This is a genomic window from Shewanella sp. MTB7, assembly GCF_027571385.1.
In the GTDB taxonomy this organism is placed as follows: Bacteria; Pseudomonadota; Gammaproteobacteria; order Enterobacterales; family Shewanellaceae; genus Shewanella.
The window spans coordinates 5,360,990-5,380,471 of the sequence record NZ_CP085636.1 but is presented as its reverse complement, the minus strand read 5'-3'; the positions used below and the strand labels follow the sequence as shown (position 1 = coordinate 5,380,471).

General features: G+C 42.7%; 17 protein-coding genes. 15 read left to right on the top strand and 2 right to left on the bottom strand.

Translation table 11 applies throughout. From position 1 onward, the window contains the following. Positions 1 to 15: 15 nt before the first annotated feature. From hflX to HWQ47_RS23280, 15 genes are all read left to right on the top strand, one after another. The gene (hflX, locus tag HWQ47_RS23350) at positions 16 to 1,314 is read left to right on the top strand and encodes a ribosome rescue GTPase HflX (RefSeq protein WP_269968385.1); all 1,299 of its coding nucleotides are present in this window, start codon (positions 16 to 18) and stop codon (positions 1,312 to 1,314) included. A gap of 43 nt (positions 1,315 to 1,357) precedes the next feature. After that, positions 1,358 to 2,494 carry an FtsH protease activity modulator HflK gene (hflK, locus tag HWQ47_RS23345; RefSeq protein WP_269968384.1) on the top strand — a complete coding sequence of 379 codons (1,137 nt, stop codon included), beginning with the start codon at positions 1,358 to 1,360 and terminating at the stop codon, positions 2,492 to 2,494. A gap of 2 nt (positions 2,495 to 2,496) precedes the next feature. Next, complete coding sequence (gene hflC, locus HWQ47_RS23340) at positions 2,497 to 3,375, top strand: protease modulator HflC (RefSeq protein ID WP_269968383.1); 879 nt, start codon at positions 2,497 to 2,499, stop codon at positions 3,373 to 3,375. A gap of 322 nt (positions 3,376 to 3,697) precedes the next feature. Further along, on the top strand, positions 3,698 to 4,288 hold the full coding sequence (gene petA, locus HWQ47_RS23335; RefSeq protein WP_269968382.1) for a ubiquinol-cytochrome c reductase iron-sulfur subunit: 591 nt from the start codon (positions 3,698 to 3,700) through the stop codon (positions 4,286 to 4,288). Next, complete coding sequence (locus tag HWQ47_RS23330; RefSeq protein ID WP_269968381.1) at positions 4,288 to 5,502, top strand: cytochrome b; 1,215 nt, start codon at positions 4,288 to 4,290, stop codon at positions 5,500 to 5,502. Before petA ends, HWQ47_RS23330 begins: the two co-directional genes overlap by 1 nt. After that, positions 5,502 to 6,200: a cytochrome c1 gene (locus HWQ47_RS23325; protein WP_269968380.1), complete on the top strand. Its 699-nt coding sequence runs from the start codon at positions 5,502 to 5,504 to the stop codon at positions 6,198 to 6,200. The genes HWQ47_RS23330 and HWQ47_RS23325 overlap by 1 nt, the downstream gene beginning before the upstream one ends. 108 nt (positions 6,201 to 6,308) lie before the next feature. Further along, positions 6,309 to 6,938, top strand: a complete 630-nt coding sequence (gene sspA / locus HWQ47_RS23320; RefSeq protein WP_269968379.1) for a stringent starvation protein SspA — start codon at positions 6,309 to 6,311, stop codon at positions 6,936 to 6,938. After that, entirely contained in the window at positions 6,939 to 7,403 is a 465-nt protein-coding gene (locus tag HWQ47_RS23315) for a ClpXP protease specificity-enhancing factor (protein ID WP_269971840.1), read from the top strand. Between the two features lie 168 nt (positions 7,404 to 7,571). After that, positions 7,572 to 8,144, top strand: coding sequence for an anthranilate synthase component II (locus HWQ47_RS23310; protein ID WP_269968378.1), 573 nt, complete (start codon positions 7,572 to 7,574; stop codon positions 8,142 to 8,144). Between the two features lie 186 nt (positions 8,145 to 8,330). Further along, positions 8,331 to 10,814, top strand: a complete 2,484-nt coding sequence (locus HWQ47_RS23305; protein WP_269968377.1) for a S9 family peptidase — start codon at positions 8,331 to 8,333, stop codon at positions 10,812 to 10,814. A gap of 201 nt (positions 10,815 to 11,015) precedes the next feature. Next, positions 11,016 to 12,158: an HDOD domain-containing protein gene (locus tag HWQ47_RS23300; RefSeq protein ID WP_269968376.1), complete on the top strand. Its 1,143-nt coding sequence runs from the start codon at positions 11,016 to 11,018 to the stop codon at positions 12,156 to 12,158. Positions 12,159 to 12,583: 425 nt separating this feature from the next. Beyond that, positions 12,584 to 13,801 (top strand): aspartate aminotransferase family protein, encoded by a 1,218-nt coding sequence (locus tag HWQ47_RS23295; RefSeq protein ID WP_269968375.1) that lies wholly within the window; start codon positions 12,584 to 12,586, stop codon positions 13,799 to 13,801. 133 nt (positions 13,802 to 13,934) lie between these two features. Then, positions 13,935 to 14,954 (top strand): arginine N-succinyltransferase, encoded by a 1,020-nt coding sequence (gene astA / locus HWQ47_RS23290; RefSeq protein WP_269968374.1) that lies wholly within the window; start codon positions 13,935 to 13,937, stop codon positions 14,952 to 14,954. A gap of 9 nt (positions 14,955 to 14,963) precedes the next feature. Continuing rightward, positions 14,964 to 16,424 (top strand): succinylglutamate-semialdehyde dehydrogenase, encoded by a 1,461-nt coding sequence (astD, locus tag HWQ47_RS23285; RefSeq protein WP_269968373.1) that lies wholly within the window; start codon positions 14,964 to 14,966, stop codon positions 16,422 to 16,424. Positions 16,425 to 16,588: 164 nt separating this feature from the next. Beyond that, entirely contained in the window at positions 16,589 to 17,386 is a 798-nt protein-coding gene (locus tag HWQ47_RS23280) for a DUF1338 domain-containing protein (protein WP_269968372.1), read from the top strand. Positions 17,387 to 17,465: 79 nt separating this feature from the next. Here HWQ47_RS23280 and HWQ47_RS23275 read toward each other — a convergent pair whose 3' ends face one another. Both HWQ47_RS23275 and HWQ47_RS23270 read right to left on the bottom strand, forming a co-directional pair. After that, the gene (locus HWQ47_RS23275) at positions 17,466 to 18,791 is read right to left on the bottom strand and encodes an ATP-binding protein (protein ID WP_269968371.1); all 1,326 of its coding nucleotides are present in this window, start codon (positions 18,789 to 18,791) and stop codon (positions 17,466 to 17,468) included. Beyond that, positions 18,788 to 19,462, bottom strand: a complete 675-nt coding sequence (locus tag HWQ47_RS23270) for a response regulator transcription factor (RefSeq protein WP_269968370.1) — start codon at positions 19,460 to 19,462, stop codon at positions 18,788 to 18,790. Before HWQ47_RS23270 ends, HWQ47_RS23275 begins: the two co-directional genes overlap by 4 nt. Positions 19,463 to 19,482: the final 20 nt, after the last annotated feature.

Below are 19,482 nucleotides of genomic sequence, written 5' to 3'. Positions count from 1 at the left end.
TAAGGAGTTTGCTTCTTGTTTGATCGTTATGAGGCAGGAGAAAATGCGGTTCTTGTTCATATCAATTTCTCCGATGAGGAACGCAGGGAAGATTTAGTCGAGCTTGAGCTTTTAGTGGAGTCGGCTGGAGCCCAGTGTATTGGAGTGATAACAGGGAGCCGTCGTTCACCGGACCGAAAGTTTTTTGTAGGTTCGGGTAAAGCTGATGAGTTAGCTGCTATGGTTGCTGCGACAGAAGCAAATGTGGTGATTTTTAATCATGCATTAAGTCCTGCTCAAGAGAGAAACCTTGAGATGGTCTGCCAATGTCGTGTTTTGGATCGTACTACGCTAATTTTAGATATTTTTGCTCAGAGAGCACGCACGTACGAAGGAAAGTTGCAGGTAGAGCTAGCGCAGTTACGCCACATGTCAACGCGCCTTATACGTGGCTGGACTCATCTGGAGCGCCAAAAAGGTGGTATTGGTATGCGAGGTCCTGGGGAAACTCAGCTCGAGACCGATAGACGTTTACTCCGAGGCCGGATTAGCACCATCAATAAGCGTTTAGCGAAAGTAGATAAGCAACGTGAACAGAGTCGAAGAGCTAGGCGTCGCAGTGATTTAGCGACTGTCTCGTTAGTTGGTTATACCAACGCAGGTAAGTCGACGCTATTCAATTCTCTTACTGCATCAAATGTGTATGCTGCTGATCAGCTTTTTGCCACCTTAGATCCGACATTAAGAAAGTTGGAACTGGATGATGGCGATATTATTCTGGCTGATACTGTTGGTTTTATTCGTCATTTGCCACATGACTTAGTGGCGGCGTTTAAAGCGACACTGCAAGAAACACGTGAAGCCGATCTATTACTCCATATTGTCGATTGTCATGACGATAATATGGGGGATAACTTTGAACAAGTTCAACTTGTACTTAAGGAGGTTGGTGCTGAAGATGTTCCGCAACTTATTGTTTGTAATAAGATTGACTTGTTGGATGAGGTTTGCCCTAAAATCGATTATGATGATGAAGGCGTTCCGATTCGAGTCTGGGTTTCAGCTCAGAAGCAACAGGGTCTAGCGTTATTAAAGGAAGCTATCAACAGTATTGTTGGAAAGACGACTTTAACATTAGACTTAGAAATTCCAGCTACGGCTGGACATTATCTTGGTCAGTTATACCGACTTGATGTGATACAGCAGAAAGAATATGACGATCTGGGGAACTGTATCTTGTCTGTTCGCTTGTTAGAGGCCGATTGGCATCGACTTGTGAAACAGAGCGAAGGGGAGTTAGAAACTTTTATTGTCGTACATTCGGCAGTTGAGTAGTTTTTAGTGATCTCATTTATTTCATACACCTGTGGAGTGCTAAATGGCTTGGAATGAGCCCGGTAACAAGGGTAAAGACCCTTGGGGTAATAAAAGTGGAAACGACAAGGGACCACCGGACTTAGATGAAGTTTTTCGTAACATCTCTAAGCGCTTTGGCGGTAAAGGCAATGGTTCAGGCTCGAGCTTCAGCTCGTTTAGCTTAATTATAGTGTTGGGTATCGCAGTTGTTGTATGGGGGCTGTCTGGCTTTTATACAGTTAAAGAAGCTGAGAAAGGTGTTGAACTCAGATTTGGTAAATATATCGGTGAAGTCGAGCCTGGTTTGCAGTGGAAGGCTAATTTTATTGATGAAGTTTTCCCTGTCAATGTGAGTACAGTTCGTTCTATTCCAGCCTCAGGAAGCATGCTTACTGCTGATGAGAATGTGGTTTTAGTCGAACTAGATGTGCAATACCGTGTTGTAGATCCATATAACTTTCTGTTTAGTGCTGTTGATGCTAATGCAAGTTTACGTGAAGCGACTGATAGTGCTTTACGCTATGTTATTGGTCACAATAAGATGGATGACATTCTGACCACCGGTCGTGATCAGATTCGTCGTGATACTTGGGCTGAAGTCGAGCGTATTATCAAGCCGTATAAGCTGGGTATTATGGTTGAAGATGTCAACTTCTTACCAGCACGTCCGCCGGAGGAGGTTAAAGATGCCTTTGATGATGCTATTTCAGCTCAAGAAGATGAACAGCGCTTTATTCGTGAAGCTGAAGCTTATGCTAGAGCTGTCGAGCCTCAAGCTCGTGGTCAGGTTCAACGTATGGAACAGGAAGCTAACGCTTATAAACAGCGTGAAATCTTAGAGTCTAAAGGTAAAATTGCACGTTTTGAATTGTTATTACCTCAATATCAGGCTGCACCAGAAGTGACACGTGAGCGTTTGTATCTAGACGCTATGCAATCAGTTTTGAAAGGGACTAATAAGGTGTTGGTTGACTCTAAGAGTAGCAACAACATGATGTACTTACCTTTAGATAAATTGATGCAAAATAGTCAATCTGATACTAAGCCTCGCAAGGTGAGTTCAGCTTCTTCACTTAATTCGTCAAGTAATACGCTGAGCCAAAACAGTATGCCGGCTAACTCACGTCCATCACGTGCCGAACGTCAAGGGAGGAATTAAAAATGGGAAGATTAGTCGCCATTATTGCTGCAGTACTTGTCGCGGTATTTTTGTCCTCCATCTTGGTTGTAAATGAAGGTGAGAGAGCGATTGTTTCACGCTTTGGTAAGATTTTAAAAGATGAAGGTGTAACTCGTGTCTATCAGCCTGGTTTTCATCTTAAACTGCCTATGATAGATAAGATTAAATTTCTTGACTCTCGTATCCAAACCATGGATGGCGCGGCTGACAGATTTGTCACATCAGAAAAGAAAGACCTTATGGTTGACTCTTACGTGAAGTGGCGAATAGCTGATTTTGAGAAATACTATCTTTCTACTGGTGGTGGTATTAAAGCTACCGCAGAGTCACTGCTACAACGCAAAATCAATAATGATCTTCGTACCGAGTTTGGTCGTCGCACGATTAAAGAGATTGTTTCGGGTAGTCGTGATGAGCTTCAACAAGATGCTTTAGCTAATGCAGCTGAAAGTGCATCTGATCTGGGTATTGAAGTGGTGGATGTAAGAGTTAAGCAGATTAACTTACCTGCTAACGTTAGTTCGAGCATCTACCAGCGTATGCGTGCAGAACGTACCGCTGTGGCAAAAGAGCACAGAGCGCAAGGCATGGAGCAATCTGAGATTATTCGTGCGAAAACAGATGCATCAGTTACTATCCTAATTGCAGATGCTGAACGTAAAGCTTTGGAAGTTAAAGGTGAAGGGGATGCGCAATCGGCTGAGATTTATGCGAATGCCTATTCCAAAGATCCTGAGTTTTACAGTTTTCTCCGTAGCTTAGAAGCTTATAAGGAGAGTTTTGCTAGTGGTTCAAATGTCATGATCTTAGAACCTGATAATGAGTTCTTCAAATACATGAATAGCTCTCAGGGTAAATAAAGCCCTTTTAATTAAAAGCTCGGCTTAGTCCGAGCTTTTTTTTACTTATGATAACCAACTATCTAATTTAGCAATAAATGCTATTTATTTTTCCCCCCTCTTCTGTTCAAATACCTCTAAAACCTTAGTTATAACGTGTGTTTTTCGAGCTAAGTTTGATGTTTTTCTAACATAGTTAACTTTGTCCACTGTTTTACTATGATCTGCTTCTAATTTTTGGCTATAATGAGTACCACCTCAAGTTTCTTTTTTTAGTTCTGAGGTAAACACCAAATTATTAAAATTTAAAACAAAAATTCCAACACTCTCTGGAGATAAGTGGATGAGCAATGCGCCAGTCGATACCGGACGCCGCAGATTTCTGACCGCAGCCACCGCCGTAGTTGGTGGTGTAGGTGCCGTCGCTGTAGCGGTGCCTTTTATAAAGTCATGGAATCCGAGTGCCAAAGCGAAAGCTGCAGGTGCGCCGGTTGAAGTAAACATAAGTAAAGTAGAGCCGGGTCAATTGATCCGTGTTGAGTGGCGTGGAAAACCTGTATGGGTTGTCCGTCGTACTGAAGAGATTCTTGCTAATCTCGCAACATTGGATGATCAACTTCGTGATCCTGCATCAGTGGAAGAACAGCAGCCTGTTTATGCACAGAATGCTGGACGCTCGATCAATCCCGAGTTCTTTATCGCAGTGGGTCTTTGTACTCACCTAGGTTGTTCTCCAACTTATCTACCAGACACATTTGGTGAGCAGGTTGAAGGCGTTCCTTCAGGCTTCTTCTGTCCATGTCATGGTTCTAAATTTGATATGGCCGGTCGAGTATTTCAAGGTGTACCCGCTCCATTGAACTTAGTTGTTCCACCTCATCAATATATCGATGACAGAAATGTCATCATCGGTGTCGATCAAGGGGCTGCGTAATGGTTAAAAATATTGTTGATTGGATTGATGCTCGCATCCCGATGACGGCTACTTATAATCGTCATGTCGGTCAATATGCAACACCTACGAACTTTAATTTTTGGTATTTTTTCGGATCGCTAGCTATGTTAGTTCTGGTTAACCAGTTACTGACAGGGATCTGGCTAACCATGAATTATGTACCTACGGCTGAAGGTGCTTTTGCTTCAATCGAATACATCATGCGTGATGTTGAGTATGGTTGGTTACTACGTTATATGCATTCAACAGGTGCTTCGGCATTTTTTTTGGTGATATATCTGCATATGTTCCGAGGCATCATCTACGGTTCATACCAGAAGCCTAGAGAGCTATTATGGCTCTTTGGTATGCTGATTTTCTTAGTGCTAATGGCTGAAGCCTTTATGGGCTACTTGCTACCATGGGGTCAGATGTCCTACTGGGGCGCACAGGTTATTATCTCCTTGTTTGGTGCAATCCCTGTTATTGGTGATGATCTAACCTTGTGGATTCGTGGTGACTTTGTCGTCTCTGGGGCAACGCTTAATCGCTTCTTTGCACTGCATGTTATTGCATTGCCTTTAGTTCTGGTTGTTTTAGTTTTCTTGCACTTAATTGCATTGCATGAGGTAGGTTCTAACAACCCCGATGGCATCGAAATTAAGAAGAACAAAGATGAGAACGGTTGGCCTATCGATGGTATCCCATTCCACCCTTACTATACTGTTAAAGATATTATGGGCGTCGCTGGCTTCCTGATTGTCTTCTGTTATGTGTTGTTCTTTATGCCTGAAGGTGGCGGCTATTTCCTTGAGAAGCCGAACTTCGAAGCGGCGAATCCAATGAAGACCCCAGATCATATTGCACCAGTTTGGTACTTTACCCCTTTCTATGCCATCTTACGTGCGATACCCGATAAGTTATTCGGAGTTATCGGTATGGGACTTGCGATTGCAGTACTGTTTGTATTGCCTTGGTTAGATAGATGTAAGGTGAAGTCGGTTCGTTACCGTAGCTTGACTCATAAGCTGAACATTGCTCAGTTTGCCGTGTCATTTGTGGTCTTGGGTTACTTAGGTGTTGTACCCGCAACTCCAGAACTGACCATTGCCGCTCGAATCTTTACTCTGACTTACTTCGGCTTCTTCGTATTCCTTTGGATATACAGTAAGAATGAGAAGACTAAGCCTGTACCAGAGAGGTTGACTCACTAATGAAAAAATTAATTATTGCATTAGTTACCTTAATACCGTCCTTAGCGTTTGCTGCTGGCTCTAATGTGCATTTAGAAAGTGCAAATATTGATCTACATGATAAAGAGTCGCTTCAGCGTGGTTTGGATAGCTTCCAGAACTACTGTGCAGGTTGTCATAGTACTCAATACCAGCGCTATGACCGTGTCGCGAATGACTTAGGCATCCCACTAGATGATATGCGTGCTAAGTACATGTTCGATGACAACATCAAACCTGGTAGTTTGATGGAGAATGCCATTCCGACGAAAGATGCCGCTAAATGGTTTGGTGCTGCTCCACCTGATCTGACTTTGGTTGCTCGAGTTCGTGGTGAAGATTGGATTTACTCTTATCTGAAAGGTTTCTACCATGATGAAAATCGTCCTTTTGGTGTCAACAATACTGTCTTCCCAGCAGTGGGTATGCCCCATGTTCTGCAAGAGCTGCAAGGCCTGCCTGTTATGCAAGAAGATGGTACTGTAGTTGCTACTGGTGGCAAGTTAACTGCTGAAGAGTATGATCAGGTTGTCCAAGACATCACAGGATTTCTCGTTTATTCGGGCGACCCTGTTAAGCTTGAGCGTGAAAGCTTAGGTTGGTGGGTGATGGGCTTCCTGTTTATCTTCTTCGTGATAGCTTACTTGTTGAAGAAAGAGTACTGGAAAGATGTACACTAATCTTTAGAAAGGTTAGAATGTATTATTCGCATACTGTAAACGGGGGGCTTTGCCCCTCGTTTTGCTTTTTGTTTTTTTGCTTTTCCCATAAAATCTCGGAGGGTATCAATGGCTGTTGCTGCCAATAAACGCTCAATCATGACCCTGTATTCAGGTGCTGACGATCTATATAGTCATCAAGTTCGTATCGTCTTAGCTGAAAAAGGAGTTACAGTTGATGTACTTCAGGTTGAACCAAATGATATGCCTGAAGATTTAATCGAATTGAACCCTTATAACACAGTGCCAACTTTGGTTGATCGTGAACTAATACTTTATAATTCTCGAATTATTATGGAGTATTTGGATGAGCGTTTTCCTCATCCGCCTCTAATGCCTGTTTATCCTGTATCCCGTGGACGTACACGCTTGATGATGCATCGAATCCAAAAGGATTGGTACTCATTAGTGGAACGTATCCGCAGTGGTGACCGTGCCGATGCGGCTCGTAAAGAGTTGCAAGAAGGCTTAACGTCTATCGCACCAATATTTAATGAGATGCCATATTTTATGGCGGAAGAGTTTGGTTTAGCAGATTGTTACTTAGGTCCGCTGCTATGGCGTTTACCTGTTCTTGGCATCGAACTCGATACTCGTACAGCTAAAGAAGTTAAAGCGTATATGACACGGCTATTCGATCGTGAATCATTTAAAGCGTCATTGACTGAAGCCGAGCGCGAAATGCGCATGGGTGACTAAATTATGTCTATGACCCCGAATCGTCCATACTTGCTGCAAGCATATTATGACTGGTTAATGGATAACGAGCTGACCCCACATGTAGTTGTTGATGCTTACGTTCCAGGTACTCAGGTTCCACAACAATATGTGAAAGATGGTCAAATTGTTCTTAATATTACCTCTTCTGCTGTAGATAACCTACAGATAGGACATGAGTATATTGAGTTCAATGCACGTTTTGGTGGTGTTCCTCAACAAGTTGTTCTTCCTATGGCTGCGATAGTTGCTATTTATGCTAGAGAAAATGGTGCCGGCACTGTTTTTGACTTAGAAGATGCATATCAACTTGAAGGTGAGGAGTTTGAGTCAGGTTTATCTGTTGTTGAAGAAGCAAAAGATAAACTTGTCACTGAGGAGTCTGTCGATGATAGTTCCAAAGTATCAGAGCCAAAACGTCGAGGTCATCTCACATTGGTTAAGTAGTTTTTAACTAATAAAAGGAAGCCAGTCATATGACTGGCTTTTTTTATGCATATTTATCTCGGCTTAAGCATCGCCATTTAGTGTCATGTGTGGTGATCCAAACAGGACTCTGTGGTAGCATCTGCGGCAAATTACTAGGCTTTATCGTTACATATTTCGGACCGCTTTATGCTTTTAATGATCGACAACTACGACTCTTTCACTTTTAACTTAGTGCAATATTTCCAGCAGCTAGGTCAAGAGGTCGTGGTCAAGCGTAATGATGAGATCACCATTACTGAAATAGAGGCATTAGCGCCAACCCATCTTGTTATCTCTCCGGGTCCACGTAGCCCTAATGAAGCTGGAATATCGTTAGCCGCTATCGAATATTTTGCAGGAAAGCTGCCTATTCTAGGAGTGTGTTTAGGTCATCAAGCTATCGCGCAGGTCTTCGGTGCTCAAGTTATACGTGCCAAACGAGTTATGCATGGTAAAATCAGCAACATTGGTCATTCCGGTGAGCGACTTTTCAGCGAATTAAATCAGCCACTGACAGTGACGCGCTATCACTCTTTGTTGGTTGAATCCTTGCCCAATAACTTTACCCTTGACGCCTGGTTTGATGATGAGACTCACGGACGTGAAATTATGGCAATGAGTCATATCAGCTTGCCTATTTATGGGGTACAGTTTCATCCTGAGTCAGTGCTAACTGAACAAGGGCATGAGTTATTGCAGAACTTTCTTAACTTAGGTTAATGCAATCCTTGTAGAGTCTGAAGCCCTTCGCACTTTAACTTTCTCAGCTTGTTACAAGTTTTCCTTATTTTTCAGACTAAATAGTGTCTATTTTGTGATATAAATATCGCAAAATAATATCAATGACGCAGTACGACTCTCTATTTGAGATGGTTAGGATCATTGAAGAATAAAAAAGGAAGCATAATGACAAGTCTGATAAGACATTCGGGACTTAGTGTCCTGGCTATTGCCATTTTAAGTGGCTGTATGGCCACCCCAAGTGATCAAGCAGTAAGCAAGCAGATTAGCCAATCACAAAGTCTGGTTTTACTCGCCACTCCCCCTAAGGTCAATGAAGCATTAAGCCTAAAACAGATTATGGCTAATCCTGATTGGATGGGAATATTAGCCAAAGGTGCATATTGGGGAGATGATAGTCAGTCAATCTATTTTGTTCGACAAGCTCATGGTAACCCAGTTAAAAGCTACTATGAACAAGCGTTAAGTGATGGTAAAGCCACTCAATTGTCGCTCAATGAGCTACACAAAGCCTCTCAGAAGTATGGGGTGCTTGATAACAATAAAGCCAAAAAAGCCTATATCTATCAAGGTAACGTCTTTGTAAAACAGTTAAGTTCGGGCTTGATTTCACAACTGACTAGACAAAATGTACCGATTAATGGCGTGCGCTTTTTAAATAATGGTGATATCGCTTATTGGCAAGGAAATGACATCTATCGTATTCACCATTACACGGGGATGCATGAGCAAGTTGCCAGCATCAAAATGTCAGCTAAACCTAAGGTTGTAGAAGAGCCTTCAAGCTATATTGCTAAGCAGCAACATAGGTTGATCCAATATGTAGCACAGCAACACGATAATGATAAGAAGAGAGAGCAGTACAAGGCAGACTTAGCTGAACAAGATCCAACTCTGGCGAGTAAAGTTTGGTATCTCGGAGATAGTGAAACGGTCTCAAACTTAAGCGTCTCACCGGATGGACGATTTGTACTGCTTTCATTAGTGGATAAAAAATATAGCTGGCGTGATGAACATGACATCATGCCTAACTATCTTGGAAAAGATGGGTATGTTGATGCTGTACCTGCTAGAGCGCGTGTAGCGGAAGATCAAAATCCGGGTGAGCGTTTAATGTTATTAGATCTCGATACTCATACCGAACGGTCTATCACCATCGAAGGGCTTGAGGGCTTCGATGAAGATGTGTTAGCTGACGTTAAGGCTGAAAATGCCAAGGCGAAGGGCGGGTCCTATAAGAGCGAACGCGCGCCGCGTAAAATTCAGTTAATACAAGATTGGGGCTGGGAACAAAGCGCTATTCAGTGGCAAAACACTGAGAACCAAGTTGCTATAATGTTGGAAGCTATCGACAATAAAGATCGCTGGATAGCGACATTGGATCTGGCTAAAGGCTCACTTAAGACTGAACATAGATTGCATGATGATGCTTGGATTAATTATAACTTTAATCAATTTGGTTGGTTGCCAGACAGCGATGATCTCTACTATTTGTCAGAAGAGACCGGTTATTCCCATATCTATCTTAAGCGTGCAGGTAAACAAGCAGGGCCTTTGACCCAAGGTAAGTATGTCGTTAGTGACATTACCCTTGGCCCTAAAGCTCAGTTTATCTACTACAAGGCGAACAAACGTCACCCTGGTATAGATAATGTCTATCGTGTTGAAATCAATACAGGTAAAGATGAGCAGTTAACTCTGTGGGATGGTCAGCTAGATTACAGCTTGAGCCCGGATGGTAAGAGTTTGCTACTCAATGCTTCTCGTCGTACAGAGCCGAGTGAGCTTTATTTACAGCCTATTGGCGGCGAGCTTAAAAAGATGACTTCTTACACCAGTGTTGCTTTCAAAAGCTATCCTTGGCAAGCGCCTGAGGTTGTCACCGTGGCATCAAGCCATGGTGCTGATGACGTGTATGCCCGAGTCTATCTGCCACAAGGGTATGATAAGAGCCAGGCAGACAAGTATCCTGCGGTGATTTTTAACCATGGGGCTGGGTACCTGCAAAATGCTCATTATGGCTTCTCTGGGTACTTCCGAGAGTTTATGTTCCATAACTTACTTACCCAACAGGGTTATGTGGTGATGGATATGGATTATCGCGGTTCAAAAGGGTATGGCCGTGATTGGCGTACATCTGTGTATCGTCAAATGGGCACGCCAGAAGTTGAAGATCTAAAAGATGGCGTAAGCTGGATGGCTGCAAACGCGAATGTTGACGCTAATAAGGTTGGTACCTATGGTGGTTCATACGGTGGCTTCTTGACTTTTATGGCGCTATTTAACGAGCCTGAGCTATTTCAAGCTGGGGCAGCTTTACGTCCGGTAACTGACTGGGCGCATTATAATGCACCGTATACTTCAAATATCCTTAACACGCCGGATGTCGATCCTATCGCTTATGAGCGTAGTTCGCCGATTGAATATGCTCAAGGTCTACAAAAACCACTGTTGATAATGAGCGGAGTACTCGATGACAATGTCTTTTTTCAAGATAGCGTTCGTTTAGTACAACGTTTGATTGAGCTGGAAAAGCCTATGTTCGAAACGGCCATCTATCCTGTTGAGCCACATGGCTTCAAGGAACCATCTAGTTGGCTAGATGAGTATCGTCGAATCTATAAGCTGTTTGAACAGGAACTTAAATAATACACTTAGTTCTGACTAAACAAGAAAGCCTCCATCCGGAGGCTTTCTTGTTTAGAGGATAGAAAAAAGCTCGAAAGCGACTTAATTCACGAGTTACTTGTTGAATGACAAGATTTAACCTGTTATTTATCGGTAATTTATGAATGTTGTTAAGAAAAAGTGCTAAATTATCACTTATACCTTTTTGAGGAACAATGGACAGTGGCGATATCGGTGGCAGGTGGAGTGAGGCCAGGTAAGGTTATTGAAATAGAGCATAGACTTTATCAGCAGTTGATTGTGGACAAGCAAAAGTCTGATTCTATGTTTGATGAACTGGATGCAGAGTTGGAGAGTGACGCCAATAAGCTGGCCATAGAGCGTGAGGCTGTATTAGGGAGGTTAGCTAAACAGATTGAGGCAAAACACGTATTTGATCGTGTATCGCACCAATTAATTGAAACCGTGAGTAATGCTGTGGAACATAGATTGGCTTCGGTAGATTCAGTTATAAGAAGTGCTGGAATTAATGAAGCTCAGTTATTGATGTTAGAGCTCTTGCAAGGGGATAATCTTGATATTAATCGTTTGCGCCCTTTAATCGCTAATGAGTCATGGCTAGTCAGGGATCTTCTTAACATTGTAAACAGTCCCTCTTTCAGGCATCGGCGTCCAAAAGGGTCTGATGTGAAAGTGACGGATCTAAAGCTGGTGCTTAATTTTATCGGTATTGAAAATATTAAATTATTGGTCCCCTATTTTTGTTTAAGAAACTGGCTACCTTCGGGTCATGCAAATTTACTGTGGACCACTCGAAAGCTGTGGCGCTACTCCATGGTGAGTGCGATCGCGGCTCAGGCTCTGGCAAAACTCCACGAAAAAGATGGCGCATTTGTTTATACCTGTACCTTGTTAAGTCAGTTAGGGCCTTCTGTTGTATTGAAAAATAGTGCCTTGTTGTTTGAGGAAATATGGGGACTTTGGTTGCGTGAAGCCAGTAATAGCAGAGACAAAGAACTCTATGATGCCGTTTTAGCTACTGAGTTTCCATCACAGAAGGTGTATGAATTAGTCATACACCACGGTGATAGATTGAACTGGCAGCTATTACAAGAGTTAAACTTTAATGACAGTGCAATGGCGTCAGTGATGGCCGAATTAGACAATAACTTGAGTTATAAAGATCTCTCAGAAAATGCTTCTATTGTCGCTAGAGCAAATTGCTACGCTAAAGTGGTGCTATTAGAAGAGATGAGACAGCTCGATCCCCAAGAAAAGCGCATTATGTTCGACTATTATGAGTTGAGTGAACAAGAGTTAATTAGGCTCAAAGGTCAAAACTATCGCAAGCTAGATATAATCTGATCTCCTTTGAGGATTTACCAAGGTTAAACATTATTTCAATTAGAGGTAAAACAACAAAGGGATTGTCTACACTTAAAGCTGATGGTTATTAGTGGTTAACTTAGCATTATTTAAGGTTCTTTATTTGTTAACTATGCGATTTTGGTGAATAGTTAGATGAAATGGTTTCGAATAACTTTTTTTATGACTAATTATGCTCGAAACCCCCGCTATAAACGCTTGTATAATTCTTAAACTCAACTCTTTATGCAATAAATGTGTGCAATAGATCTTAGTTGGGTGTAAGAAACTGGCGTTTTGATCACATTTTCGCTATTAATGTCTATTAAGTAATGAAAATAAGCACCGCTATCATGAGTTGTTATAAAGAAAAATGCGGGCATAGTGGCTTTCAGAGCCATCACAACAATAAAGGATGAGAAGGTATGAGCGTAAACAAGACCCTGACAAGAGCCCAGTTTGATGAGGTGATGGTGCCTAATTATGCGCCTTCGGCTGTTATTCCTGTTCGTGGAGAAGGAAGCCGAGTTTGGGATCAAGAGGGTAATGAGTTTATCGATTTTGCGGGTGGTATTGCCGTTAACTGTTTGGGTCATTGTCACCCAGCTTTGGTAGGCGCACTGAAAGAGCAGGGTGAGAAGCTTTGGCATCTGTCTAATGTGATGACCAATGAGCCAGCTTTAGCACTTGCAACTAAGTTAGTCGATGCAACTTTTGCTGATCGTGTCTATTTTGCAAATTCAGGTGCCGAAGCAAACGAAGCGGCACTTAAACTTGCTCGTCGCTATGCCATGGACAAGTTTGGTGCAGAGAAAGATCAAATCATCGCGTTCGACAAAGCTTTCCATGGTCGTACTTTCTTTACCGTTAGTGTCGGTGGACAAGCAGCTTATTCTGATGGTTTCGGCCCTAAACCACAAAGTATTACCCACGTACCGTTCAATGATATTGCAGCTTTAGAAGCTGTATTCTCTGATACAACCTGTGCGGTGATGATGGAGCCTCTTCAAGGTGAAGGCGGAATTATTGACGCCGATCCGGAGTTCCTAAAAGCGGTTCGAGCCTTGTGTGATAAGTACAACGCCCTGCTGATATTTGATGAAGTGCAAACGGGTGTTGGTCGTCTTGGTGAGCTTTATGCTTACATGCGCGGCGACGTAGTGCCTGATATTCTGACGACAGCTAAAGCGCTCGGTGGTGGATTCCCTATCGCGGCTATGTTGACAACTAAAGAGATTGCGGCTCACCTTAAGATCGGTACTCATGGCTCTACTTATGGTGGTAATGCACTAGCCTGTGCTATCGGGAATGCAGTTTTGGATGTTGTTAATACTCCTGAAGTTCTTAACGGCGTTAAGCTTCGTGAACAACTGCTCCGTGATGGTTTGAACAAGATTAATGATAAATACCAGGTGTTCTCTGAAGTTCGTGGACAAGGTCTACTGCTTGGTGCTGCAATGAATGATAAATATCAAGGACGTGCTAAAGAGTTCCTAGTTGCATCAGTGAGTGAAGGACTAATGTGTCTAATTGCGGGTACTAACGTGATACGTTTAACCCCTTCACTGGTTATTCCAGAAGCTGATATTGCTGAAGGTCTAGCTCGCTTTGAGCGTGCCGTCGCTAAAGTCGTTGCGGCCTAATTGGCATATAGAGTGTTGGTGAGTCCAATACTCTTTTTTGGTCATTAGGAATACTTGAATCTTAACCCATTAACACTTGTCGTAACTAAAACAAGTAAGGTTAAGTAGAGAGTGAAAGTGAGGAGACTCAGAGATGTTAATAATACGCCCTATACGATCTAGCGATTATGACGCGCTGTATCAGATAGCTGAAGAATCTGGCCACGGGTTTACATCATTGCCTGTCAATGAAGCACTACTTAGAAGCAAAATATCCAGAGTAGAAGCTTCATTTCTAAAAGAGGTGGATAAACCTTTTGATGAAGGTTATCTCATGGTACTTGAAGACACCGAAACGGGTGAAGTTGTTGGTACATGTGGTATAGAGGCTGCTGTTGGAATGGTGGATGCCTTCTACCATTACAGGTTAGGTACAGAGGTATATCATTCCGAGCAGATAGAAGTTCGAAATGAGGTTGAGACATTGACTTTGTGTCACGATTACACCGGTGCAGCAGAGCTGTGTACGCTGTTTTTACGCGGATCATATCGTAAGAATAACAATGGCCGTATGTTGTCCCGTAGTCGCTTCCTGTTTTTAGCCCAACATAAGCAGAGATTTGGTGAAATTGTGATCGCTGAGATGCGTGGAGAAAGTGATAAAGAGGGTAACTCCCCATTTTATGATTGGCTACAAAAGCATTTCTTAGGGATCGATTTCGTTGAAGCGGATTATCTTTCTGGTCTTGGTCAGAAAGCCTTTATGGCTGAAATGATGCCTAAAAATGCGGTCTATGTGTGCCTATTGCCCGAAGCGGCGCAAAAGGTGATCGGTGAGGTGCATTCTAATACTCGTCCTGCGTTGAGTTTACTTCAGGCTGAGGGTTTCAGGTGTCGTGGCTATGTGGATATTTTCGATGGTGGTCCAACAGTCGAATGTAATATTAATGATATCCGAGCGGTCAAAGAGAGCCGTTTACTGACAGTCACAATTGGCGTACCAGCAGCATCTGACATTAACTATGTCATCTCAAACACACAATTAGCGGACTATCGTGCGGCCTCTTCGACACTGCTTGTTAGTCAAGAGAGTGACGAGGTTGTTATCTCACCTGAGTTAGCGGCAGGCTTGCTGGTTAAGCAAGGTGAGCAAATTCGTATTTTGGCTATGTAGGAAAAAATAATGACTCAATTTATAAACGGCCAGTGGATTGCTGGTCTAGGTCACGATGTGACATCTAAAAATCCCGCTAATAATGAAGTGATCTGGAGCAGTAAAACCGCAACAACAGAACAGGTCAATACAGCGGTTGAAGCGGCTCGTGAAGTACAGTTCGATTGGTTTATGCTTGGATTTGAAGGGCGTCTGGCGATCGTTGAAGCTTACCGGGCTCAGCTCGAAGAAAACAAAGCTGAGATAGCAGAAGTTATCGCCCAGGAAACCGGTAAGCCTCAGTGGGAGACTGCAACAGAAGCGAGTGCCATGATAGGTAAGATAGGTCTCTCAGTGGCGGCTTATAAAGAGCGTACCGGCAGCACTGAGAGCGATATACCCGCGGGACGTGCCGTTCTACGTCATAAGCCCCATGGTGTGGTTGCTGTGTTTGGTCCCTATAACTTCCCCGGTCATCTGCCAAATGGCCATATAGTACCAGCATTGCTTGCGGGGAATACCGTGGTTTTTAAACCATCGGAACTGACGCCTAAAGTGGCAGAACTAATGCTAAAATGTTGGGAAAAAGCCGGATTACCAATAGGTGTCATTAACTTGGTTCAAGGCGAAGTTGACACAGGTAAAGCGTTAGCATCACACCCGCAAATCGATGGTTTATTCTTTACGGGAAGCTCTCGTACTGGTCATATTTTGCACCAGCAATATGCTGGTGAGCCGGGTAAAATTTTAGCCTTAGAGATGGGCGGCAATAATCCGCTAATCATCAAAGGGGTTAAAGACACTAAAGCCGCGGTACATGACATTATCCAATCAGCATATATCTCATCGGGTCAACGTTGTACCTGTGCGCGTCGTCTCTATGTTGAGAAGGGCGCTGAGGGTGATGCATTACTGGCAGAACTTGCTGATGCCGTTAAGCGCATTCAAGTAGGTGCTTGGAACAGTCAACCTCAGCCATTTATGGGATCTATGATCTCAGAAACAGCCGCGAAAGGCATGGTTGAAGCTCAAACCACTTTACTTAAATTAGGTGCCAGCTCTTTGGTTGAGTTAACACATCTTGAAGCGGGCACTGGTTTGGTTTCACCGGGACTTATTGATGTCACTCAAGTGATTGAGTTGCCAGATGAAGAATATTTTGGTCCTCTGCTTCAGGTGGTTCGTTATACAGACTTTGATGAGGCTATAAAGCTAGCCAACAAGACGCGTTATGGCCTATCTGCCGGTATTCTTGCTGATAATCGTGACGATTACGAATACTTCTTAGCACGTATCCGTGCGGGTATCGTTAATTGGAATAAGCAGATCACAGGTGCTTCTGGTGCTGCACCATTTGGTGGTGTTGGCGCATCGGGTAACCACAGAGCAAGTGCATTTTATGCTGCGGATTACTGTGCTTATCCCGTTGCTTCTGTTGAAGCTGATAGTGTCAGCCTACCCACGAGTTTGAGTCCGGGTTTAAGTATATAATTGTTAAAAATATGATGGGAGGCGCAGCCTCCCTTTTTTATAACCAGTACAGAAAGTCAGATAGGTTTAAACCACTTTACTCTCGCTGTACCTATATCGTGAAAATAATAAAGCAGCATAGCTCGGCTATGACTGAGTAACACGATGTTGTTAAGGATAAATAAATGCACACCAATGTTAACAAGCTATTTGAATCCCTATGGAATGATTATGTTGAGATGACGCCTTCTGCAGCTAAGGTTCATCAACTTTTGTCAATGGGAGAAACGCTCATCAATGATCATATCGCTTTGCGTACGTTCAATATTGATAAGGTCAACTTAACGGTTTTAGCCGCTCATTTTGAAAGTTTGGGATACGTAGACAGTGGCGATTACCACTTCGAAACAAAAAAGTTGAAAGCTAAACATTTCGAACACCCAGATCCGACTCAGCCTAAGGTGTTTATCTCTGAATTGATGGTTGAAACATTTAGCCCGCAGTTGCAGAGTATTATTAAAGGCTTAGTCGAACAGATTGATATTGAAGCGACCACTGCTGATAACTTTCTCTATTCAGGGCGTCATTGGGATCTTGATTTTACTACCTATGAAGCGCTACTTGCCGAGAGTGAATACGCGGCTTGGGTGGCAGCCTTTGGTTACCGTGCTAACCACTTTACAATTTCAATTAATCACCTTCCTGGATACTCGACAATTCTAGATGTGAATGAAACCTTGAAAAAAGGTGATTTCATTTTGAACTCGGCGGGTGGTGAAGTGAAAGGGTCGGCTGAAGTCTTACTTGAGCAGTCTTCAACGATGGCAGATAAGATAGAAGTTAGTTTTAAAGACGTTCAGAAGTCGATCCCAAGCTGTTTTTATGAATTTGCATTGCGTTACCCTAAGGCTGACGGTGAACTCTATACTGGCTTTGTGGCGGCTTCTGCAGATAAGATCTTTGAAAGCACTAATGTAAGCTAAACATTAAGTGTTAGCTAAGTATAGCGATAATAGGGCCGTCTAAAGTGACGGCCTTTTGGTTTCAGTAACTTTGATGCTTTTAAAACTCCAGCTTTATCCGCAAACCACCCAGTTTCATACTTCTAGTAAAGGCGAGTTGTATACCATATTGTTCGGCAATATCTTTAACAATTGAGAGTCCAAGGCCATGACCGATAGTCGCTTCGTCTAAACGTTTACCTCGAGTAGTGAGGAGATTTAACTCATTATCGGCAACGCCTGATCCATCATCTTCAATGACTAAACTAATACCTTTGTCATCATTGATTATGCTCACTTCAACATGTTCTTTTGCCCATTTATGAGCATTGTCGAGTAAGTTTCCGATAAGCTCCATTCCATCTTCTCTATGTATAGGAAGTCGGGTGAGCGTCTCTGGGATGTCGAAGGTACAGATGATCTGTTTATTAAAATGTACCTTTGTTAATGTTTTACTCAAATCTTGAAGATCTTTGGGGATCTGCATCTGTGCAGCAGGTAACATATCCCCCGTGATCCTAGCTGCTGCTAACTTTCTTTCTATCATCTTATGGACAAGATCTAACTGCTTCTGCAGTGCGATTGCGGAGTCAGGATCTTTTAATCCTAAAGCTTCAACTTGCTGTTGCATGACGGCCAGTGGTGTTTTAAGTCCATGACTTAGATTGCCAATATTGTTGCGACTGCGCTCCATTTGCTTACTTGAATAGGTTAATAGGTCATTATAAGTGACAGCTAGGGGACGCAGTTCTGAGGGAAGCTGGTTAACTTCCAGTGAGGTTATTTCTCCCTCTCTGAGCTTAGATAGTGCGTCTTGTATCTGATTTATTGGCTTAAAGGATTGCCTTAAGACTAAGAATATTCCCGCTATCATCATTAATAACATGCCCAAATTGACACCAAATTTAGTACCATAAATTTGAGTGAAAACCTTACGTCCAATACTTAAGTCTTGAGCAACGGTTAAGGTTGCATTGACATCCACTGATTTAGAGCCCAATCCGATGGAGAGCAGTTGTATATCATGGTTTAAGGGACCCTTGGCTTGCCACACTCGAGTTTCCCCAAGAGTGAGTTTTTTTATATCAAGTCTTTGGTCCCATAAAGAGCGAGATCGGATCTCTTGATCTGCAAAATCAAGTTGATAATATCGTCCTGAAAATACTGGCTTATAAAATCCGGAAAGTTGACTCTGATCTATGCTTAGCTGTTCACCATCAAGATGTGTTGCTAACATCACTTGTTCAATATCTTCCTGCAATCTGGCAATAATGGAGTCATGAAAGGCTTGGCGCAGCATGGTTTCAAAAAAGACGATGCCAACAGCGGTAGATAAGATGACTAAACCCGTTAACCAGAGGCTGAGCTTAGTCTTGATTGATATCATTCTCTAATGCCGTGGAAGATATACCCTTGGCCGCGACGTGTTTCAATGCTGGTTTTACCGAGTTTCTTACGTAGGTGAGTGACATATACTTCAACCACGTTACTCTCTTTTTCATCATCAAACTGATATAACTTATCTGTGAGCTGAGCTTTTGAGAGAAGTTTTTTAGGTGACATGATGAATATCTTCAGTAACCTAAATTCCATTGCTGTGAGCTCGAACTTCTCCTCATTGACCAGTACTGTCTGCTGATCTTCATCTAAAGTCACGCCAGCAAAGCTAAGCTCTTTAGAGGGAGTGTTCGCTTTTCCGTGCGCTCTTTGTATTAGAGCATTGATCCTTACTAATAGCTCTTGAGTATGGAAAGGCTTGCCTAAATAATCATCAGCGCCAGCATTGAAACCTTCGACTTTTTCATGCCACTGACTTCTTGCCGTTAGCATGATGACGGGGGTGTTAATGCCTTGATTACGCCATCGAGTCAAGAGCTCTAAACCATTACCGTCAGGTAAGCCTATGTCTAAAATCACACAATCGTAATGTGTTTCTTTAAGCAGATAATCGGCTTCACTGATCTTATCGGTTACATCCGTGACGTATCCGGCTTGTTTTAATTGCTTCTCTAACTCTGCAACAAGCAATTCATTATCTTCAACGAGCAGTAATTTCATAGGAACCTGTCAATAAAAAA